Origin of the sequence: Glycomyces niveus, from assembly GCF_017592475.1 — a bacterium.
GTDB classification, from domain to species: Bacteria; Actinomycetota; Actinomycetes; order Mycobacteriales; family Micromonosporaceae; genus Glycomyces; species Glycomyces niveus.
Map to the genome: position 1 here is coordinate 69,275 of NZ_JAGFNP010000017.1, position 19,997 is coordinate 89,271.

Here is a 19,997-nt window from a genome sequence, read left to right on the forward strand (position 1 = left end):
AACGATTGCGGCCCAAAGGGTCTGCTTTCTCAGCGCCTGCGGTCGAGGCGGGCGAGGAGTTTCTCGACGTCGGCTTCGTAGTCGTACCAGTCGACGTCGTGGACGAAGCCGAGTTCGCTGTTGATCCAGCGGACGTCGTCGGCGGTCTCGAGGGTCCAGGTCTGGACGTCGACGAGCTGTGGTTCGGCGCGGCGCAGTTCGGTGAGGAGCCGGGCCTTCATGGTCATGGCGAGCCCGTAGGAGCGGTGCTGGGGGGCGACGACGGTGTCGTACTGGTCGGCGCGGGTGGGCCGCTGCGCGGAGACGACGAGTTCGGTGAGGCCGACGACGTTCCCGAACGGCTCGGCGATGGCGACGGCGATGTGCGAGCGCATGCCGCGGCGGGCGAGGGTCTGGAACGAGTCGCGCAGGGCCGGGGCGTACGCCGAGCCGCGCCATTCGGGCACGAACGCGACGTTCCCGGGGCTGGAGCGCAGGTTGGCCTTGACGTCCGCGTAGGAGTCCATGAGCCGGTCGGGGACGCCCCCGGCGTGGTATTCGAGGCGGTACCCGGCGGCGAGGCGCCCGGCGGCCTGCTCGATCTTCTCCCAGTCGATGTCGGCCCAGCGCAGGAGGTGGCGCTGTTCGACGGCGGCCCGCTTGAAGCCGTGCCGGTCGTAGAAGCCGACCGCGGGGGTGGTGGCGATGACCTCGACGGAGAGGGTCCGGCAGCCGTTGGCCTTGGCGCATTCGGCGACGGCCCGCAGCAGCCGCGAGCCGACCCCTTTGCCGCGCGCCGAGGGTCGGGTGGACATCTCGACGACGCCGGTGCCGGCCTGCTCGCCCCCGAACAGGATCAGGCTCGCGTGCCCCACGAGGTCGCCGTCGGCGTCGCGGTCCATGAACAGGAACCGGCGGTCGTCGGGGAGCGACCCGGTGAGGTAGTCGCTGAGGCGGTCGGTGCGCCAGCGCGGTTCGGCCGGCATGTCCGCGGCGGTCATGTCGTTCAGCACCGAGCACCAGTCGCGGAGGTCGTCGGCGGTCATCTCGCCGGGAGCGAGCTGCTTCAGGGGCATCTCTTATCCTTACCCGAAATCGTCACCGAACGGAACCCCCTCCTCACAGCATGCAGCGGATCGGGGGATATGTCAGGTGGTGCTCTTCCGTCCGTACTCGTCGGCGCGGTCGAAGACCTTCTTGACGTAGTCGTCGCGCGGGTTGTAGCTCCACAGGGCGGCGTACCAGCCGTCAGGCCTGCTCATGTCGCGGTTGTCGTGGCAGAGGTAGTTGGCGGCGGCGGTGACGGCGTCGTCGATGTCGTGCGGGTCGGATTCGCCGTCGCCGTCGCCGTCGGCCTTCCAGTGCTCCCATGTGCTGGGGAGGAACTGCATGGGCCCCCATTCGCCGTGGATCGGCCCGATGATGTCGGTGAGGGTGGTGCCGTCGGCTTGGATCTGGTTGCCGTCGATGGTGCCGTGGGTGGTCTCGGTGGCGCCGATGCCCGCGAGGGTGGTCCAGGAGAGGTTGCACCCGGGGTTCTGGGCGGCGGAGACGAGTTCGCCGCGGCCGTAGGCGACGAGGGCCCGCTGGGGGATGCCGAGGTCGCTGAGGTCCGCGGCCCACGCGTCGAGGCTGGTGGGCCCGGCGGGGCTGGTGGCCGCGCTCGTGGGGGATTCGGTCGCGGCCTCGGTCGGGTCGAGGATGTCGCCGACGGGGGTGGTGTCGGCGGGCAGGCCCGGGGCGGGCGCGGCGTCGAGGGCGCCTTCGGGGGAGAGCGCGAGGGGCGTCTCTGCCGCCTCGGGGGTCGGTTCGGTGCCGAAGGACCAGGCGGGTCCGGCGCCGGGGACGACGAGCCAGCCCGCGGCGAGGGCGCCGGCGAGGGCGAGCACGGTGAGGACGACTTGGACGCTGAGCCGCCCGGCGGGGGCCCGGAGCCCGCGGTAGGCGGCGCGCAGGCCCCGTCCCGTCGCCTTGGTGCCGCGCCAGACGCCCTTGGCGCCGAGCCGGAGTGCGCGCGGGGTGGCCTTGACGGCCCGCCACAGCAGTCGGGGGCTGCGGCGGAGGGCCTTGAGGGCGAGCCGGGGCAGGGCGGCGATGCGGCGGAGGAGGGTCGCGAACCACACGGGAGGGGGTCGTCCTCTCTTGTCGAAGCGCTTGCTCGGCGAGCGCTGTTCGGTCGGGGCGCGGTGTGCTGGGTGCGCTCGTGGTCGGGGCGCGGTCGTTGCTGCGCTGTCTCGTCGGCGGCGCCTTGCGGGCGCCGGTTCGGTCGGGGCGTGCGGGGGACGGCGCGGCGGCGGTGCCTCGCGTCGTCCGGCGCCGGTGCCGCGGTGCCGGTGGGCGTCCGGAACGGCGGGGCCGTGGGTCGCGGCGGCGGTGGGGTGCGTTCGCGAAGGACCGGACTGAAAGCGAGTATTCCCTAATTTCGTCCCGGGGGGCAACGCCTGAGCGCCAATAATTCCGGATTCGGCCGCGACCGAGCGGCGTTCGACTCGTTCTCCCAACGGACACGGCGGTTGCCACGAGCAAACCCGCGGCGAGAGAGTCTCATATCCGCGTCTGCGCTGGAAGCGGCGTTCAGGCGTGTGCCACTTCCCATCACGGCAGGTAACCGACTGAGATGGGGGTGACACTGTGAGGCCGCTGGGCAATTGTGCCCGCGCACCAGCGCGCCACAGCCCGGCATACGGGGGCTGAACGAAAGTTGATCGACACGTGGATACGACAACGGCATCGCACACCGCACTGACAGCCATTGCCCTTCCCCTCGGGGACAACGGACCGGAGTGCCGGTATGCGTCCGATGTAGAGGGTCGCTGCGCTGACGCGGCCCTCGCTCCTGCTGCCATTGCCGACACCGGTGCATCCGGTAGCGGACCTGCGGACCGCGGCAGCGCCGCCGCCCGGACCGCCCCGCTGCCCTCCGGCGACGTCACGTTCATGTTCACCGACATCGAGGGCTCTACCCGGCTCGCCACCGGACTCGGCGCCGAGCGCTACCGCGTCGTCCTCCACCGGCACCGCGCGCTCGTCAGAGAGGTCCTGCGCGCCACCGGCGGCACCGAGATCGACACCGAGGGCGACTCGTTCTTCGTCGCCTTCCACGACGCCGCCGACGCCTGCGCCGCCGCCATCGGGATCCAGACCGCCCTGCGCGCCGCCGCCTGGCCCGACCACGACGGCCGCCCCCTCCGTCCGAGAGTCCGCATAGGACTCCACACGGGTGAGGCCTGGCCTTCTGCGGGCGGCTACGCCACGCCCGAAGTCCACCGCACCGCGCGCATCTGCTCCGCCGCCCACGGCGACCAGATCCTCGCCTCCGCCGCCTGCGCGGCCGCGGCCGGGCTCCCGCCCGCGGCGCTGCACCGCCTCGGCGACTTCGAACTGCGCGGCCTGCCCGAAGCGACCGAACTCGTCCAGCTCGCCGCGCCCGGGCTCCCGACCGCGTTCCCGCCGCCGCCCGTGCGGCCCCGCACCCACCACCTGCCCGCCGACCTCAAACCGCCCGTGGAACGCCCGGGGGAGTACCGCGAGCTCGACCGCGCCTTCGCCACACACCGGCTCGTCTCCCTCACCGGCCTCGGCGGCTGCGGCAAGACCACCGTCGCCAAGGCCTGGGCCAGCCGCCGCCTCGCCTGCTACGAGCACGGCGTCTGGTACTGCCGCGCCGGCGACGACCTCGGCGCCGCCCTCCTCGACGCCCTCGGCAAGCGGCCCGAGGTCTTCCGGGCCCCGCTCGACACGGCCGCCGACCGCCTCCGCGAGGCCGCCGCGCTCCTCGTCCTCGACGACCTCGACCGCTCGCACGCGCCCGACGTCGAACGGCTGCTCCGCGACTGCCCCGGCCTCAACGTCCTCGCCGTCGGCGCCCGCCCGCTCGAACTCCCCGGCGAGGCCAAGCGCGCGCTCGGGCTCGCGTCCGACGACGTGAGCGCCGCGATCCTCGCCGGCTTCTGCGAGGAGCGCGGCGCGCCCTGGACCGTCGCCGACTGCCGCCCGCTCGCGGCCGCCGTCGACGGCTTCGTGCCCGCCCTGACCGCCCTCGCCGAGGTCACCGCCCTCGGCTCGCCCGGCGTCGCCCTCCGCTACCTCAGCGACGACCCGGCGGGCGCCCTCGACGGCGGCGGCCGCTTCCGCGCCGCGGTCGACGAGGCCGTCGCCGCGATCTCCGGCCCGGCCCGCGCGGTCCTCCTCGAGCTCGCGGGCCGGTCGCAGGGCGCGACGGTCGACGCGGTCCTGGACCTGTGCCGACAGCGCGACGGGAGCCTCGAGGCCCTGGTCGAGCTCGTCGACGTCGCGCTCGTGGTGATCGAGCGGCCCGCGATGGACCAGGCGGTGTACCGCGTGCCCGCGCCGCTGCGCTGGCTGCTCACCGGGACCGCCCCGGCCCGCGAGGAGCGCGGTCCCGCGCCGTCCCGCGCCGAGCGCCTGCAGCCGCGCCCGGCGATCGCGGCGGGCTTCGCGGGCCGGCTCGTCCACCCGGTGCACCTGGAGGACGCCCGACTGCGCGCGGTCGCCTAGCGGCCCATGCCGGGCGGCGCACCGCATCGGCCGCGCGGCGGGCCGCCGTGCACCGGGCGTGCGGCGCCCGCTTCGCCTGCCGTGCGCCTCGCGAGCCCCGCTTCGGCGGCCGGGTGACCTCTTTCGGGGGACACTTCGGCCGCCGGGGCCGTTTTCGGCGTTTTTTCTGTCGGACCCCGGCGGGAGGATCGAACGGCGCGACAGTTTTCTCCCCTCTCGTGGTGGGTGGGGGGTGGTGGGTGGGGTGTTGCGGCCCGCGCGATACCGGTCCGGGCCGATCACGGTCGGCTCGCGCTCCGTGTGCGATGCTGAGGCCGTGACAGACAGGCAATCGCAGGCCGCCCGCACCCATTCCGCCTCGGCGGCCGCGATCGCGCGCGCCGCCCGGGTCATCCCCGGCGGCGTCAACTCGCCCGTGCGCGCCTTCCGCGGCGTCGGCGGCGACCCGGTCTTCATCAAGGAGGCCAGGGGCGCCCGGATGACCGACATCGACGGGAACACCTACATCGACCTCGTCGGCTCCTGGGGCCCGCTCATCCTCGGGCACGCCCACCCCGACGTCGTCGCGGCCCTCACCGACGCCGCCGCCCGCGGCACCTCGTACGGCGCGCCCACCGTCGGCGAGATCGAGCTCGCCGAGCTCATCGTCGAGCGCACCCCGTGCGAGATGGTCCGCCTCGTGTCCTCGGGCACCGAGGCCACGATGAGCGCCGTGCGCCTCGCCCGCGCCGCCACCGGCCGCGACAAGGTCGTCAAGTTCGCCGGCTGCTACCACGGCCACGCCGACTACTTCCTCGCCGAAGCCGGCTCCGGCGTCGCCACCCTCGGCCACCCCGACTCGCCCGGCGTCCCCGCCGCCGCCGCGGCCGACACGATCGTCGTGCCCTACAACGACATCGCAGCGGTCGAAGCCGCGTTCGCGAAGCACCCCGGCCAGATCGCCGCGGTCATCACCGAGGCCGTCCCCGGCAACATGGGCGCGATCGAGCCGCTCGACGGCTTCAACGAGAAGCTCTACGCCGTCACCCGCGCCCGCGGCGCGCTCCTCATCTCCGACGAGGTCATGACCGGCTTCCGCGTCGCCCCCGGCGGCCTCGCCGCCCCCGCCGACCTCTACACCTACGGCAAGGTCATGGGCGGCGGCCTCCCCGCCGCCGCGTTCGGCGGCCGCGCCGACCTCATGTCGCGGATCAGCCCCGCCGGCCCCGTCTACCAGGCCGGGACCCTCTCGGGCAACCCGCTCGCCGTCGCCGCCGGCCTCGCGACCCTCCGCGCCTGCGACGACGCCGTCTACCGCACGCTCGACGCCACCGCCGCCGAACTCCAGCGGATGGCCGCCGAAGCGCTCACCAAAGCCGGTGTCCCGCACTACGTCTCGGCCCCCTCGAACCTCTTCAGCGTCTTCTTCTCCGAAGGCCCGGTCCGCAACTTCACCGAAGCGAAGGCCCAGGACACCGAGGCGTACGGCGCGTTCTTCCACGCGATGCTCGAAGGCGGCGTCTACCTGCCCCCGAGCGCCTTCGAATGCTGGTTCACCTCGGCCGCGATCGACGAGGAAGCCCTGTCACACATCGAACAGGCCATGCACACAGCGGCCGAAGCCGCGGCTAAGGTGCGCTCATGAGCGGCTCCACGACCATCGTCCACCTGCTGCGCCACGGCGAGGTCCACAACCCGGACGGCATCCTCTACGGGCGCATCCCCGGCTTCGGCCTGTCCGCGCTGGGCCGCGAGATGGCCCTGGCCGCCGCCGAGCGCCTCGCCGGACGCGACGTCGTGCACGTCGGCTCCTCCCCGCTCCAGCGCGCCCAGGAGACCGCCGAACCGGTCGCCGCCTCCTACCGCATGGACATCACCACCTACGACGGCCTCATCGAGGCCGGGAACTCCTTCGAGGGCCAGCGCGTCGGTGTCGGCGACGGCGCCCTCCGCCAGCCCCGCTACTGGTGGCGCCTGCGCGACCCCTTCCGCCCCTCCTGGGGCGAGGCCTACCTCGACATCGCGCGCCGCATGATGGAGTCGATCGAGCAGGCCCGCACCGCCGCCGAAGGCTCGGAGGCCGTCCTCGTCAGCCACCAGCTGCCGATCTGGACCGCCCGCCGCTTCGCCGAGCGCAAGCGCCTGTGGCACGACCCGCGCAAGCGCGAATGCTCCCTTGCGTCGATCACGAGCTTCGTCTACGAAGGCGCCAAGCTCGCCCGCATCGAGTACTCCGAGCCCGCCGCGCACCTGCTTCTCAAGTCCGAGTCCGCTCGGAAGGCCAAGGGCGCCTGAGGATGGCCCTGCGGCGGAGGACGATGCTGGCGGCCGTGCCGCTGCTGGCCCTGGCCGCCTGCTCCGAGACGGGCGGCGAGAACTCGAACCGCGTCAACGAGATCAACCGCGACCGGTTCGTCTCGGGCGACGGCTCCAACTACCGCTGGGAGGAGCCGGACGAGCGCTTCGCCGCGCCCCGCCTCACCGGCGACGACCTCGACGGCGACCCGATCGACACCGACGATTGGGCCGGGTCGGTCCTCGTCGTCAACTTCTGGGGCTCCTGGTGCCCGCCCTGCGTCGCCGAGGCCCCCTACCTCGTCGAAGCCGCCGCCGAGTTCAAGGACGAGGGCGTGCAGTTCCTCGGCGTGAACATCCGCGACACCGCCGACACCGCGAAGGCCTTCGAGCGGCGCTGGGGCGTCGAGTACCCGTCCCTCAGCGACGAGGCGGGCCGCGTCGCCGACCAGTTCGTCGACTACGGGCTCTCCCCGAACGACATCCCCGCCACCATCGTGATCGACGCCGAGCACCGGGTCTTCTCCATCTGGCGCGGCGAGATCGACGACGCCGAGACCCTCATCGCCGACGTCCGCAAAGCCCTGGAGCCGTCATGACCCCGCCCGCCCCGAAGTCCGCCCTCCGCAAGGCCGCCAAGGGCGCCGTCATGGCCGGCACCGCCGCGCTCGCCGCCGTCGCCGTCGGCACCCTCGTCAAACGCCGCCTCGACGAATCCGCTGAACCGTTGCCGCGCAAGGAGGCCGAGTGAGCCTCCGCCCCGCACCCGCCGCGCCGCGAGGACCGCGGACGGCCCTTCGCATCGCCACGGCCCGCCGCTTCCCCGCGCCGCAGGGGCTCCGGGCGCTCCCGGACGTGCACGGGCCCGGAGCCCGCCGCACCGCACCGGCTTCCCTGCGCGCCGCCGCGACAGCCCCCTCCGCGGAGGCCGCATGAACCCGGCCGAGACCGCCGCCTCCGGCCCGCTGCTCCTCGCCTTCGGCGTGGCCGCGCTCGCCGGACTCGTCTCCTTCGCGTCCCCGTGCACCCTCCCGCTCATGCCCGGGTACGTGTCCTATGTGACCGGCATGAGCGGCCAGGAGCTCGCGAAGGACCGCCGCCGCACCGGACGCGTCCTGCTCGGCGCGCTCCTGTTCGTCGCCGGGTTCACCGCCGTCTACACCACCGTCGTGTTCGCCCTCCAGAGCGCCGGACGGGCCCTCCTCACCAACTCCTCCACCCTCGAGACCGTCGCCGGGATCGTCATGATCGCCATGGGCCTCATGTTCATCGGCCTCATCCCCGCCCGCGGCGGCTTCGCCCCCAAATGGCGTCCCGCGGTCGGCCTCGCCGGGGCCCCGCTCTTCGGCGCGGTCTTCGCGCTCTCCTGGATCCCCTGCACCTCACCGGTCCTCGCCGCGATCACGAGCCTCGCGGTGATCCAGGACGGCTCCGCGCGCGGCGTCGGCCTCATGATCGCCTACTGCGCCGGACTCGGCGCGCCCTTCGTGCTCTTCGCCGTCGGCATGCACCGCCTCGCCGGCGCCCTCGACTTCCTCAAACGCCACAGCCGCGCCATCGCCGTCGCCGGCGGCGTCATGCTCTGCCTCGTCGGCATCGCCCTCGTCACCGGCGCCTGGACTGAGTTCACGAACTGGCTGCGCGCCACAGTCGGAGCCGGGGTGAGCGTGCTGTGAAGACCACCGACATGCTGCGCGCCACGGTCGGAGCCGGGCGTGCGGTGAAGACCACGAACCGGCTGCGCGCCGACACCGAGGTGAGCGCCCCGTGACCGCCACCCTCGCGCCCCCGCCCCGTTCGAAGCCGAAGGCCGCCAATCGCTTCCGCGCGTTCGCGCGCCGCTGGTGGCACCAGCTCACCTCGATGCGCACCGCGCTCCTGCTGCTGCTCGCGCTCGCGCTCGCCGCGATCCCCGGCTCGACGTTCCCGCAGCGCACCATCAGCGCCGTCGACGTCGCCAACTACTACGACGAGCACCCCGACCTCGCGCCCTGGCTCGACCGCCTCTGGGCCTTCGACGTCTACACCTCGCCGTGGTTCTCCGCGATCTACCTGCTGCTCATGATCAGCCTCGCCGGCTGCATCGTGCCGCGCCTCGGCGTCCACTGGAAGGCCCTGCGCGCCAAGGTCCCCGATGCGCCGAAGCGCATGTCGATCCTGCCGTACCACCGCGTGGTCGCCGTCGAGGCGAACCAGTCGATGGCCCGCGCCGTGCTCAAGCAGCGGCGCTGGCGCACCACCGTGCGCGAGGCCGAGGACGGCACCGTCACCTTCGCCGCCGAGAAGGGCCACCTGCGCGAGACCGGGAACCTGCTGTTCCACACCAGCATCATCTTCATGCTCGTCGGCGTCGCGGTCGGCAGCCTCATGAGCTGGTACGGGAACCGCATCCTCTCCGAGGACAAGGCCTACTGCAACAACCTGCAGCAGTACGACGAGTACGGTCTGGGCGCGTGGGTCGACGAGACCAGCCTGCCCCGGTTCTGCCTCACCCTCAACGACTTCGACGCCCAGTTCACCAACGGCGGCCCGACCGCCTACGACGCCGACGTCGCCTACGAGACCGCCGACGGCTCCGGCGACTACGGCCTCGAGGTCAACCACCCGTTGAATATCGACGGCACGAACGTCTTCCTCATCGGCCACGGCTACACCGCCGTCGTCACCTACACCGACCGCTACGGCCAGACCCAGACCCTCCACCAGGAGCTCCTGGCGATGGACGCGGCGATGAACTCCGAGGGCGCCTTCAAGTTCCCCGACGCGAACGTGGACCCCGAGACCGGGCGGGTCGACGCCGACGCCGAGGTCGGGTTCGACGCGATCCTCGTGCCCACGTACGACGACGCGACCGCGATGCTCCTCGGCACCGACCCCGAGCTCAACAACCCGGTCCTCGCCCTCACCGCCTACACCGGCGACCTCGGCCTCGCGGACGGCCAGCCCGAGTCGGTGTACGCGATCAACGAGGCCCAGGTCGCCTCCGGGAACCTCGAGCGGGTCAACGACCAGGTCGAGGTCATCGGCCTCGGCGACGCGATGACCCTGCCCGACGGCACCACCCTCACCTTCGACGGCGTCGAGCAGTACGCCGTGCTGCAGGTCCGCCACGACCCGGGCCGCCCCGTCGTCCTCGCCGGCGCGATCCTCCTCCTCGGCGGCCTCCTGCCCGCGCTCGCGGTGCGCCGCAGGCGCTTCTGGATCCGGTGGAACCCCGACGGCACCGTCGAGACCGCCGGGCTCAACCGCAACGACTACGACGGCCTCGACGAGGAGTGCGACGAGCTCACCGCAGCGATCGCGCCCGGCTACGAGCCGCCGCCCGCATCCGATTCCGACGACCCGACCGGGAGCCAGCAATGACCGGGGCCGAAGCCGCGAACGCGCTGTTCGTCGCCGCCATCATCCTCTTCGCGGGGGCCATGTTCGCCTACGCGGTCGAATACGCCTTCGACAAGCGCGCCCCCAAGCGCTCCAAGCAGCTCGCCGTCGTCGGCGCCGAGAGCACCGCCGACGACGGTGCCGAGATCGGAGCCCCGGCCGGCGAGGCCCCGATCAGTCCCGCCGCCGCGCGCGGCGCGGGCCGGCTCGGGCTGATCCTCACCTTCCTCGGCACGGCCGCGCTCGCCGCGAGCATCGTCACCCGCGTCGTCTACACCGGACGGTGGCCGTGGGGCAACATGTTCGAGTACACGGTGGGCGTCGCGCTCGCGGGCATGATCACCTGGCTCGTCCTGGTCTCCAAGGGCTCCGTCCCGCGCCGCCTCGGCCTGTTCGCGACCTTCGCGGTGACGATGGTCCTCGGCACCTCGGTGCGCGTCTACACCGAAGCGGGGCCGCTCGTCCCGGCCCTGGACTCGTACTGGATCGTCATCCACGTGACGGCCGCGATCGCCGCCTCGGGCATCCTCCTCATCGGCTGCGTCTTCGCGATCCTGCACCTGGTCAAGCGCCGCTTCGACCGCCAGGTCTCCGACGGCAAGCCGATCCGCTTCCCGCTCGACGTGGCCGAGCGCCTGCCCGACGCGACCGCGTTGGAGCGCTTGACGTTCAAGATCCACGTGTTCGCGTTCCCGCTGCTCACCTTCGGCATCTTCGCGGGCGCGGTCTGGGCCGACCTCGCGTGGGGCCGCTACTGGAACTGGGACCCCAAGGAGGTCTGGGCGTTCATCGCCTGGGTCGTCTACGCCGCCTACCTGCACGCGCGCGTCTCCGGCCGCAGCGCCAAGGCGAACGCCCCGTGGATCGCCATTCTCGGCTACGCCGTGATGCTCTTCAACCTCACCGCCGTCAACCTCGTCTTCGGCGGCCTCCACTCGTACGCGGGCGTCTAGTCCCGGCCGCACCGATCGCGGTGCGTGACGGGCCCTATATATAAGGTATGGCACGGGAACGGGCCCCCTCCGATCGGAGGGGGCCCGTTCCCGCTGCTTGACGTGTGCGCGAGCCCTGAAGGCGCGCTTCGATATCCGCGCTACCGGCGCGGGGTCTGGCGCGGCGTGATGTCGTAGTGCTCGGCGGTCCGCTCGAGGTTCGCCTGCTGGAACGAGCGCTGCCCGCGTGCACCGGGTCGGTCGGGGACGATCAAGGGTCCGTCGTGGCTGCCCATGGGCGCCTGGATCGGCGCGGTCCGCTGGTCGGGGACGACCTGCCCCTGCACACCCCGCCCCTGCACGCCGCGCCCGCCCTGGCCGCGGTCGCTCTTGTTGCGCACCCTCCCGGAACGGCTGGGGCCCTGGCGGTTCGCGTGCGGCTGCGGGCCGCGGAGCTTGTCCACCGGGATCGCACCGGTCGTGGCCGGGGGCGCCTCCTCGTCGGCGACCTCGATGCCGAGCTGGTCGCGCTTGGTGACCATCTTCGGCTGGGTCCCCATGAGCGCGAACAGGAGCACGATGATCCCGATCGTCGCCACCCCGAGGATCGGCAGGATGAGCATGATCGGGTCGATGCCCGGCACCGAGTTGCGGCCCTCGTTGGTCAGCGTCACGCGCACCCCGGCCATGCCGGTGAAGTGCATCGAGCAGATCGCGACAGCCATGATGATCGCCGCGCCCGACTGCCACTTCCAGCCGTCGAGGTACATGCCGCAGAACAGGGCCGCCGTAGCGGCCACGACCGCGATCACCACCGACGCGATGAAGAACGTGCGGTCATGGGAGATGCGGCCCGAGACGTTGATGGCCGCCATGCCCGAGTAGTGCATGATGACGACGCCGATGCCGGTGATCGGCCCGGCCATGAGGATCTTCGCGACCGTGTTGCGCCGGCCGGTGCCCGCCACGAGCAGGCCGAAGAAGACGGCGCCGATCGAGGCGATGAGGCTCAGGAAGGTCTTCAGCGGGTCGTAGCCGATGTCGGACTCGATGACCTTGAACCCGATCATGGCCGTGAAGTGCATCATCCAGATCGCGGTGCCGCCCAAGGCGAACGCCGCGAGCGCGATCCAGCGGACGCGCTTGCGGGCCGACTTGACCGTCCCGTCCTGGCGGCGGGCCTGGGTCATGCACATGAGCGCCAGGATCGAACCCGCGAACGCGAATCCGAAGGCCATGATGGGGTTGATCCAGCCGTACGTGAAGTGACTGACATGTTCCATCCGTGGTCTTCCTCCCCGGGCTCGGCCCGTATCCGGAATAGGGCGCCTCTGGTGCAGCGCGATGTGAAATTTATACGACTACTGTCCGGCGGCGTCCGCAAGACGGACAGTTGCACTAGGACGGTCATTTCGGTCAGCGTTATCGTCCTGTGAGATAGCGTCGAGCGCCGGCGAGGCCAGCACCCCGAACACCATGCCCACGATCGCGATCATCGCCAGGATGAGGATCGGCAGGAGCAGCACGAGCGGACTGATGCCCGACACGTCCTCCCGCGGCGGGCCCTGCACTTCGACCGCCGCCATACCGGTGTAGTGCATGCCCACCACCGCGACGCTCATGACCGCCGAAGCGAGCGCCATGGTCCCGCGCCGGTCGACGACCGCGGTGAACCGCAGGGCCACCGTCGAGGCGACCACCGCCACGGCCGCGGAAGCCCCGACCAGCACGGGGTCGTAGACGACCCGGCCGCCCGCGGCCACCGCGGCCATGCCCGTGTAGTGCATCCCCACCACGCCCGCGCCGCACACCAGCCCGCCCAGGATCAAGCGCGGCCAGCCGGCGCGCTTGCCCCCCGACACGAACAGGCCGACGCCGACCGCCGCGACCGCGAGCCCGAAGGACGCGGCCGTGAGCCCGGGGTCGTACGCGATGTCGGCGCCGGTCACGGTGAAGCCGACCATCGCGATGAAGTGCATCATCCAGATGCCGACCCCGCCGATGGCCAAGGCGGCCAACAGGGTCCAGCGCAGGCGCCCACCGGCTGAGGCGGCGGCGCGGGCGTAGCGGGACGCGGACAGGCCGAGGAACGACCCGGCCGCGGCGAAGGCGAGGCCCATCACGGGGTTGAGCCAGCCGTAAGTGAAGTGGTGGTGCTCGAGCGCTTGAGCGAGCAGGTCGTGCGTTGGCACTGCCATGGGGGCGCCTCCTGGGGTTGTGGATCAACCGTGCCTAATGGAGGGCGAAGTGTGTCGCACAGGATGTGCGAGTCGCGCGCGGACCTGCGGACGCTATGCCGGATCTGTCCCTCGATCGTGTCCCCGGGATCGCGCTCGGTGAATGGACTAAGGTGGCGAAACGGTCACCACAAAACGTGTTCGCGCCGTTGCGATCCGTACTGGCCCGCGAGGCCGCGTCCACGGACCGGAACCCGCCCGACCGGCACCGGGGTTGTCGACCTATCGGACCGTCTTCTCGACCGATCGACCGAATACCGCATAGGCATGTGTCCGAAAGATCAGTGTATCCTCGGATTCGCCCCGCAACACGGTGGCATACGCAGGGGTCTTCAGTACTCCAGTACGCCCCTGGATTTCGCCGCCCGCATTCGTCATGATGGAATCTGCTGGGCTTCACATGCCGCCCCCGCCGCCCCGGCGGCGCGACGGCAGCCGACTCGACACGTCGGCCCGAGACCGACCCGCCCGGCCCGGGCCCTTCGGTCTGACACAGAGGACCACCCCAGGAGGCTAGACAAGGTGAGCAAGCGCAGCTCGAACCGTGCGGGTTCAGCGGCTCGACGAGGACCGCTCGGCCTGCCCCGCATCGCCGACATGCGAATCCGGTCCAAGCTGGGACTGATCCTCCTGGTGCCCCTCGTAGTCCTGGTGGCCGTCGCCGGCCTCCGCCTCTACGACCTCTCCGACCGCGTGTTCGAATCGAACGACATGGTGGACCTCGTCGAGTTCAACACCTACGTCGCCGACCTCCGGTACGAGCTCCAGAAGGAGCGGTCCCTCCTCGTCACCCACCTCCGCCTCGACGACGAGCACGTCGCCGGCATCGACAAGGCCCTCTACGACGAGTCGAACGTCGCCGCCCAGCAGGGCGAGACCGACGTCGCCTACGAGCGCTTCAACGAGAAGGCCGGCGAACTCCCCGACCTGGACGTCGACATCGCCAACCGCATCGACGCCGTCCAGACCCAGTACGACAGCCTCGTCCAGATCCGCGCCCAGGCCGCCGACCCGAGCCTGGAAGCCTCGATCGACGCGACCTCCCGCGTCTACCAGCGCCTCGTCGCCGAACTGGTGACCATCACCGACATCTCCTCGCGCATCGTCAACGACCCCGACATCGCCCGGAACCTCCAGGCCATCGCCGCCGCCACCACCATCCTCGAAACCCTCGAGGAAGAGCGCGCGATCGCCATCAACGTCGGCAACGGCAACGAATTCATCAACAACACGCGCTGGCAGAACTTCATCTCCTACGCGTCACTGCGCGAGACCGCCGAGGTCGAGTTCAAGACCGTGGCCGACCGCGACGAGCAGCTCGCGTTCTTCTTCAGCCCGGGCGGCCTGAACACCAAGGAGGCCCAGCGGGCCCTGGAGTTCGAGAACGACGCGGTCTCCGCGAGCACGAACACCGCGCTCAAGGTCGACGCCGAGGTCATCGCCTCCTACGACGCGATCCTCGAGAACGGCCTCAAATACATCAACGACGAGTCCGACCAGGTCCTCGAACAGGCCGCCGCCGACCGCGACACGCAGATCTTCCAGCTGCTGCTCGAGGCCGTGCTCATCCTGGCGGCCTTCGTGGTCGCGACCGTGATCGCCCTCCTCATCGCCCGCAACATGGCGACCGGTCTGCGCCGCCTCCGCGAAGGCGCGCTCGACGTGGCGCACGTGTCGCTGCCCCAGGCGGTGGCGCAGATGCGCGACGCCGAGACGATCGGCAACCGGACCCCGGACGAGGTCGCGGCCGAGACCGGCGCGGTCATCGACATCGACCAGCGCGACGAGATCGGCAACGTGGCGCACTCGTTCAACATCGTCCACACCGAGGCGATCCGCATCGCGGCCGAGCAGGCCGCCCTGCGCGCCAACGTCTCGCAGATGTTCATCAACCTCGCCCGCCGCTCCCAGAACCTCGTCGACCGGCTCATCGGCCACCTCGACCACCTGGAGCGCGGCGAGGAGAACCCGGACCGCCTGGCCGAGCTGTTCCAGCTCGACCACCTCGCGACCCGCATGCGCCGCAACGACGAGAACCTCCTGGTGCTCGCCGGCGCGGACTCCACCCGCCAGGAGCGCTACCCCGCCCCGATCGGCGACATCCTGCAGGCCGCGCAGTCCGAGGTCGAGCAGTACACCCGCATCGAGTTCGGCAACCTCGAGGCCGAGCGGGAGATCCGCCCGGCCGCGGTCAACGACCTCGTGCACCTCATCGCCGAGCTCATGGACAACGCGACCGCGTTCTCCCCGCCGGAGTCCCCGGTGCTCGTCGAGGCCGAGCAGATGCGCACCGCCGACTCCCCGCAGGGCGCGATCCGCGTGCGCATCAACGACATCGGCATCGGCATGCCCCCCGGGCAGATCGAGGACATCAACCGCCAGCTCTCCGAATCGGCCGACGCCATCGACCTCGCGTCCTCGCGCATGATGGGCCTGGTCGTGGTCGCCCGCCTCGCCAAGCGGCACGACGTCCGCGTCGAACTCCGCCCCGGCGAGCAGCGCGGCACCGTCGCCGAAGTGATCATGGGCGACTCGGTCCTCACCGACCCGAAGCTCCCCGAACGCGGACTCCGCTCCGGCGTCCCGCTCGACGGCACCGACTTCGACACCGCCGCCCTCAACACCGGCGACACGTTCTCGCTCGACCGCGACCACTCCCCGCGCGGCGCCCTCGGCATGAACTCCGGCGCCCTGCCGCAGGTCCCCGAGAGCCCCGCCGGCCTGTTCGACACGGTCGCCCAGCCCGGCCCGCAGTCGCCGCCTCCCGCACAGCCGCAGCCGATGTGGCAGCCGAGCGCCCCGCAGCAGCCGTCCCGGCCGCCCGTCGCGCCCCCGCAGCCCGAGCCGCTGACCGGCGAACACCAGCTGCACCGCGGCCAGAGCCAGCCCTCGCACTTCCAGCCTGTCGTCGACGAAGAGCCGGGCTTCATGTTCCGCCCCGGCGGCCTCGCCGAGGAGCGCCGTCCCAACGGCAAGGTCATGGAAGTGACCGGCGAGATCGTCTCCTCCGAGCACGTCGCGCTGCCGAAGATCCAGCTCGAGGCGTTCACGCCCGAACCGGAGCCCGTCCCGCCCTCGTGGCCCGACGCGGCCGCCGCCCCCGCCGGCACCGAGGCCCCCCGCGCGGCCAAGAAGGACCGCGTGTCCGCACTGGACGCCACGACCGAGCTGCCGATCTTCCGCGAAGTCGAGTCGGCCTGGTTCAAGGCGGTCACCCCCGCCCCCAAGAAGGTCGAGGACGACGCGCCGACGCTCGGCGCCGCCGAGGAGCGCCCCGAATCCGCCTTCCGGACCGCCGACGAGGCCCCCGCAGAGGTGGCGGAGGCAACCTCGCCGCGCTACGCTGACCAGTCAGAAGCGGTCGATCCCCCCGCCCCGGCTTGGGAGGCGGCACCGCCCGCCCCTCCGCAGCCCACGGAAGGCTCGACGCCCATGCAGAGCAAGCCCGCCGACGAGCACTCGTCCGCACCGGGCCTGGAACGACGCCGCCTCACCTCCCCCGAAGCCGAGTCGGGCTCCTACGCCTGGCGCACGGCCGCCGACGACGGCTGGTCTCGGGTGGACAACGCCTTCGCCGAGACCGTCTCCGCTGAGACGACCTCGGTGGGACTTCCCAAGCGCCGCCCCATGGAACGCCTGGTTCCCGGGGCCGTGGAGGAATCACAGGAGACCGTCAGCGCGCAGAAGCGCAACCCCGAGGGCATTCGGGGCCTGCTGTCGGCCTATCACCGTGGGGTGCAGCGAGGACGTGGCAATGACGGTAACTGAGTCGCTGAACCGCAACACGGAAGACGCTACTAAGGAGCGCAAACGATGAGCACTGGTGGAACCTCGGTCCAGGACCTGGGCTGGCTGCTGGCCGGCTTCGCCGAACGCGTGCCGGGCGTGGCCCACGCCGTCGCGGTCAGCGCCGACGGTCTGCTGCTGGCCTCCTCGCGGGACCTGCCGCGGGACCGCGCCGACCAGCTGTCGGCCGTCACCTCGGGACTGGTGAGCCTCACCCAGGGCGCCTCCCGATGCTTCGAAGGCGGCGCCGTCCTGCAGACGGTCGTCGAGATGGACCGCGGCTTCCTGTTCCTGATGTCCATCAGCGACGGCTCCTCGTTCGCGGTGCTGGCCTCGAAGAACTGCGACGTCGGCCAGGTCGGCTACGAGATGGCCCTGCTGGTCGACCGCGTCGGGCAGGCCCTGACGCCTTCGGCCCGCAGCTGAACCGCTTCCCTGAGCGGGCGCGATTGGCGAATGCACGTGCGGCACGGTAGGCTCCATCCGAGCGGACAGCAGCACGCGTGGGACGAACAACAATCGAACCCCTCCGTCGCATCCCCAGGCGACGGGCCGGTGCCTCCCCTGGCACGCGGTACACGGATAACTGACATGACTGCGGCACAAGGATTGTGGGATCTGTGCGCTGTGGTTGGAGGTAAGTAATGGTCCTCGGTGGTGATGAGCCGACCGGCTCACTCGTCAGACCGTACGCGGTCACTCGCGGCCGTACGCGGCCCCAATTGGAGATCGCCCTGGAAGCGCTGGTGGAGACCACCGCGCGCGGCCGGTCCGGGCAGTTCCTCGGCGGCCGGGAGCAGAAGGTGATCGTCAATCTCTGCGGCGGACGCCTGCAGTCCCTCGCCGAGATCGCCGCGCGCATGGAGGTGCCCCTGGGCGTCGCGCGCGTGCTGGTCGCCGACATGGCGGCCGATGGATTGCTGGCAGTGCACGAACCCACCGGCTTCGACGCGGACGGCGGCGACGGATCGGTCGGAACCGAACTCCTTGAGCGTGTCCTCAGTGGACTCAGGAGGCTATAGAACCTAATGAACTCACCCGCAGACACCTCTCGTGTGACCTCTGCCAAGATCGTCATCGCCGGCGGCTTCGGCGTCGGCAAGACGACCCTGGTCGGATCGGTCTCCGAGATCACTCCGTTGACGACCGAGGCCATCATGACCTCAGCCTCGGAGGGCGTCGACGACAACAACCTGGTGCCCGACAAGGCGACCACCACGGTGGCGATGGACTTCGGCCGTATCACCATCGACCAGGACCTCATCCTGTACCTGTTCGGCACCCCCGGCCAGACCCGCTTCTGGTTCATGTGGGACGAGCTCGTGCGCGGCGCGATCGGCGCCATCGTCCTGGTCGACACCCGCCGCCTCGCCGACTGCTTCTCGGTCATCGACTTCTTCGAGCACCGGAAGCTGCCTTACCTGGTGGCCGTGAACTGCTTCGACGGCAAGCAGCTCCACGACCTCAACGACATCCGCGACGCCCTGCAGATCTCGCACGACGTCCCCGTGATGTACACGGACGCCCGGAACCGGGAGTCCACCAAGCAGGTGCTCATCAAGCTCGTCGAATACGTGCTCTCGATGCGGCGCACCCGCACCGTCGGCGTCCACTAGTTGCCCACAAACGGACGCACGGCGATCGTCTAGGCTGACCCATCCACCTGGACCATGCTTCGAAGAGGCCCAAGGCTCACCCGCCTTGGGCCTCTTCTTTTGTCGTGATCGAGCGTCGGTTGACCGGTGAAGTGCTGACAGCAACTGCGGCGAAGCCCGCCAGCGCGCCGAGGGCTTCCAGGTCCGCGACTCCAAGCTCGGCCACGACTCGCCGGTCTTCGCGCTGCAGTCGGCCGACTTCGTGGGCCTGCTCCAAGCGGCGGCCCGCGCCTAACGCACACCCCCATTCGAACTGCCAAGGTCGGGAACGCATCTGCGCACCCGGCCTTTCCCTGCCTCTCAATGGAGCTCGCATGACACCGGTCGGCTACGGTGCCGCCGGGGCTGGTTCATGTGAAGGGCAGGGCTGCGTCGATGACGCTGTCGGCGCGGGTTTTCGGTTGTTCGCGTTCGATGTAGGCGTCTTCTCTGGGGAGCCAGAGGTTCGCCCAGACCTCGGCCTGGTGCGGTTCGCGGCCGATGCCGCGCTCGAAGGCCAGTTCGGGGGTGGCATCGACCCAGATGGTGTAGTCCCAATTGAGCGGCAGGCCGATCGAGTAGCAGCGCTCGATGACGATCCCGGCGTCCACGACCAGTTCATGAGTCTGCAGGTGCGGCTCGGATTCCCAGCTGTAGGGGCGATATGCCAGGCGTCGCTGTCCCTTGCCCAGGGGTTCGACGACGTCGTGATGGAAGCGATCCTCGTTGAACCAGCCGAATTCGCTGTCTTGGCTCGGCTCCCAGTAGTCGTCACCGTGAATGATGGTGAAGCCCGGGAGGAAGTGCGCGAGCTTGTCGGTCAAGGTCGACTTGCCTGACCCGCCGCGTCCGTCGACGGCCACCATCAGGAACTCGCCGTTCTTGGGTGACCTCGCGGTGATCCGCTCGCTCAATTCCTCGATCATCGATGCGATTCTACGGAGCGGGCGACTTGTCACCCAGAGGGATCTGCGAAGGCGGCTGTAGCACCGGCCTCCTCTGAACGCTCGACTCAAAGCAGGCAGCGACAAGAGGCAGGAGGCAACCCCGGCCCGGTCTTCGGCGACCCGGCACGATTCGGTCCTGGTTCGATCGGGCAGCGACAGGAGGGTGTGAGGCGGGGCTGGTTTCCGGCCCCGGGCATGCCGAGGGGCCCGAACCCATGCGGGATCGGGCTTGCGCTGCATGGTCTTGCTGTGCGGCGCTTTCCCCCAGCGGTCGCCCACTGGGGCAGCCTAAGACCGGCACTGGCGTGG

Annotated in this window: 18 protein-coding genes; 12 read left to right on the plus strand and 6 right to left on the minus strand. The window is 71.0% G+C overall.

Translation table 11 applies throughout. The features are described from left to right. Window positions 1-29: 29 nt before the first annotated feature. Together J5V16_RS23130 and J5V16_RS25650 are read right to left on the minus strand one after the other, a co-directional pair. Window positions 30-1,055 carry a GNAT family N-acetyltransferase gene (locus J5V16_RS23130; protein ID WP_208499565.1) on the minus strand — a complete coding sequence of 342 codons (1,026 nt, stop codon included), beginning with the start codon at window positions 1,053-1,055 and terminating at the stop codon, window positions 30-32. A 72-nt stretch (window positions 1,056-1,127) separates the two neighbouring features. Continuing rightward, entirely contained in the window at window positions 1,128-2,102 is a 975-nt protein-coding gene (locus J5V16_RS25650) for a lytic transglycosylase domain-containing protein (protein WP_208499566.1), read from the minus strand. A 589-nt stretch (window positions 2,103-2,691) separates the two neighbouring features. Here J5V16_RS25650 and J5V16_RS23140 point away from each other — a divergent pair. The 8 genes from J5V16_RS23140 (at window position 2,692) to ccsB (ending at window position 11,105) form a co-directional block, all read left to right on the plus strand. Further along, window positions 2,692-4,497, plus strand: a complete 1,806-nt coding sequence (locus J5V16_RS23140; protein ID WP_307793048.1) for an adenylate/guanylate cyclase domain-containing protein — start codon at window positions 2,692-2,694, stop codon at window positions 4,495-4,497. A 316-nt stretch (window positions 4,498-4,813) separates the two neighbouring features. After that, a complete protein-coding gene (gene hemL, locus J5V16_RS23145) occupies window positions 4,814-6,121 on the plus strand; it encodes a glutamate-1-semialdehyde 2,1-aminomutase (protein WP_208499569.1) in 1,308 nt (435 codons plus the stop codon). Then, on the plus strand, window positions 6,118-6,771 hold the full coding sequence (locus J5V16_RS23150; RefSeq protein ID WP_208499573.1) for a histidine phosphatase family protein: 654 nt from the start codon (window positions 6,118-6,120) through the stop codon (window positions 6,769-6,771). Before hemL ends, J5V16_RS23150 begins: the two co-directional genes overlap by 4 nt. A gap of 2 nt (window positions 6,772-6,773) precedes the next feature. Continuing rightward, on the plus strand, window positions 6,774-7,370 hold the full coding sequence (locus J5V16_RS23155; RefSeq protein ID WP_208499576.1) for a TlpA family protein disulfide reductase: 597 nt from the start codon (window positions 6,774-6,776) through the stop codon (window positions 7,368-7,370). After that, entirely contained in the window at window positions 7,367-7,522 is a 156-nt protein-coding gene (locus J5V16_RS23160) for a hypothetical protein (protein WP_208499579.1), read from the plus strand. Before J5V16_RS23155 ends, J5V16_RS23160 begins: the two co-directional genes overlap by 4 nt. 181 nt (window positions 7,523-7,703) lie before the next feature. Next, the gene (locus J5V16_RS23165) at window positions 7,704-8,447 is read left to right on the plus strand and encodes a cytochrome c biogenesis CcdA family protein (RefSeq protein ID WP_208499581.1); all 744 of its coding nucleotides are present in this window, start codon (window positions 7,704-7,706) and stop codon (window positions 8,445-8,447) included. A 91-nt stretch (window positions 8,448-8,538) separates the two neighbouring features. Further along, window positions 8,539-10,134, plus strand: a complete 1,596-nt coding sequence (gene resB, locus J5V16_RS23170; protein WP_307793049.1) for a cytochrome c biogenesis protein ResB — start codon at window positions 8,539-8,541, stop codon at window positions 10,132-10,134. Continuing rightward, on the plus strand, window positions 10,131-11,105 hold the full coding sequence (gene ccsB / locus J5V16_RS23175; protein WP_208499584.1) for a c-type cytochrome biogenesis protein CcsB: 975 nt from the start codon (window positions 10,131-10,133) through the stop codon (window positions 11,103-11,105). Before resB ends, ccsB begins: the two co-directional genes overlap by 4 nt. 140 nt (window positions 11,106-11,245) lie before the next feature. Here ccsB and J5V16_RS23180 read toward each other — a convergent pair whose 3' ends face one another. Together J5V16_RS23180 and J5V16_RS23185 are read right to left on the minus strand one after the other, a co-directional pair. Continuing rightward, window positions 11,246-12,367 carry an MHYT domain-containing protein gene (locus J5V16_RS23180; protein WP_208499586.1) on the minus strand — a complete coding sequence of 374 codons (1,122 nt, stop codon included), beginning with the start codon at window positions 12,365-12,367 and terminating at the stop codon, window positions 11,246-11,248. 78 nt (window positions 12,368-12,445) lie between these two features. After that, window positions 12,446-13,282 carry an MHYT domain-containing protein gene (locus J5V16_RS23185; protein ID WP_208499589.1) on the minus strand — a complete coding sequence of 279 codons (837 nt, stop codon included), beginning with the start codon at window positions 13,280-13,282 and terminating at the stop codon, window positions 12,446-12,448. Between the two features lie 636 nt (window positions 13,283-13,918). Between J5V16_RS23185 and J5V16_RS23190 the strand changes: the two genes are divergently transcribed. From J5V16_RS23190 to J5V16_RS23205, 4 genes are all read left to right on the plus strand, one after another. After that, window positions 13,919-17,089, plus strand: a complete 3,171-nt coding sequence (locus J5V16_RS23190) for a sensor histidine kinase (RefSeq protein ID WP_208499592.1) — start codon at window positions 13,919-13,921, stop codon at window positions 17,087-17,089. A 45-nt stretch (window positions 17,090-17,134) separates the two neighbouring features. Further along, entirely contained in the window at window positions 17,135-17,533 is a 399-nt protein-coding gene (locus J5V16_RS23195; protein WP_030161947.1) for a roadblock/LC7 domain-containing protein, read from the plus strand. A gap of 218 nt (window positions 17,534-17,751) precedes the next feature. Further along, window positions 17,752-18,129, plus strand: coding sequence for a DUF742 domain-containing protein (locus J5V16_RS23200; RefSeq protein WP_208499594.1), 378 nt, complete (start codon window positions 17,752-17,754; stop codon window positions 18,127-18,129). 6 nt (window positions 18,130-18,135) lie between these two features. Further along, the gene (locus tag J5V16_RS23205) at window positions 18,136-18,723 is read left to right on the plus strand and encodes a GTP-binding protein (protein WP_208499596.1); all 588 of its coding nucleotides are present in this window, start codon (window positions 18,136-18,138) and stop codon (window positions 18,721-18,723) included. Between the two features lie 76 nt (window positions 18,724-18,799). Here J5V16_RS23205 and J5V16_RS25655 read toward each other — a convergent pair whose 3' ends face one another. Both J5V16_RS25655 and J5V16_RS23215 read right to left on the minus strand, forming a co-directional pair. Then, on the minus strand, window positions 18,800-18,979 hold the full coding sequence (locus J5V16_RS25655; protein WP_208499598.1) for a hypothetical protein: 180 nt from the start codon (window positions 18,977-18,979) through the stop codon (window positions 18,800-18,802). A 133-nt stretch (window positions 18,980-19,112) separates the two neighbouring features. Continuing rightward, the gene (locus tag J5V16_RS23215; RefSeq protein ID WP_208499600.1) at window positions 19,113-19,667 is read right to left on the minus strand and encodes a uridine kinase family protein; all 555 of its coding nucleotides are present in this window, start codon (window positions 19,665-19,667) and stop codon (window positions 19,113-19,115) included. Window positions 19,668-19,997: the final 330 nt, after the last annotated feature.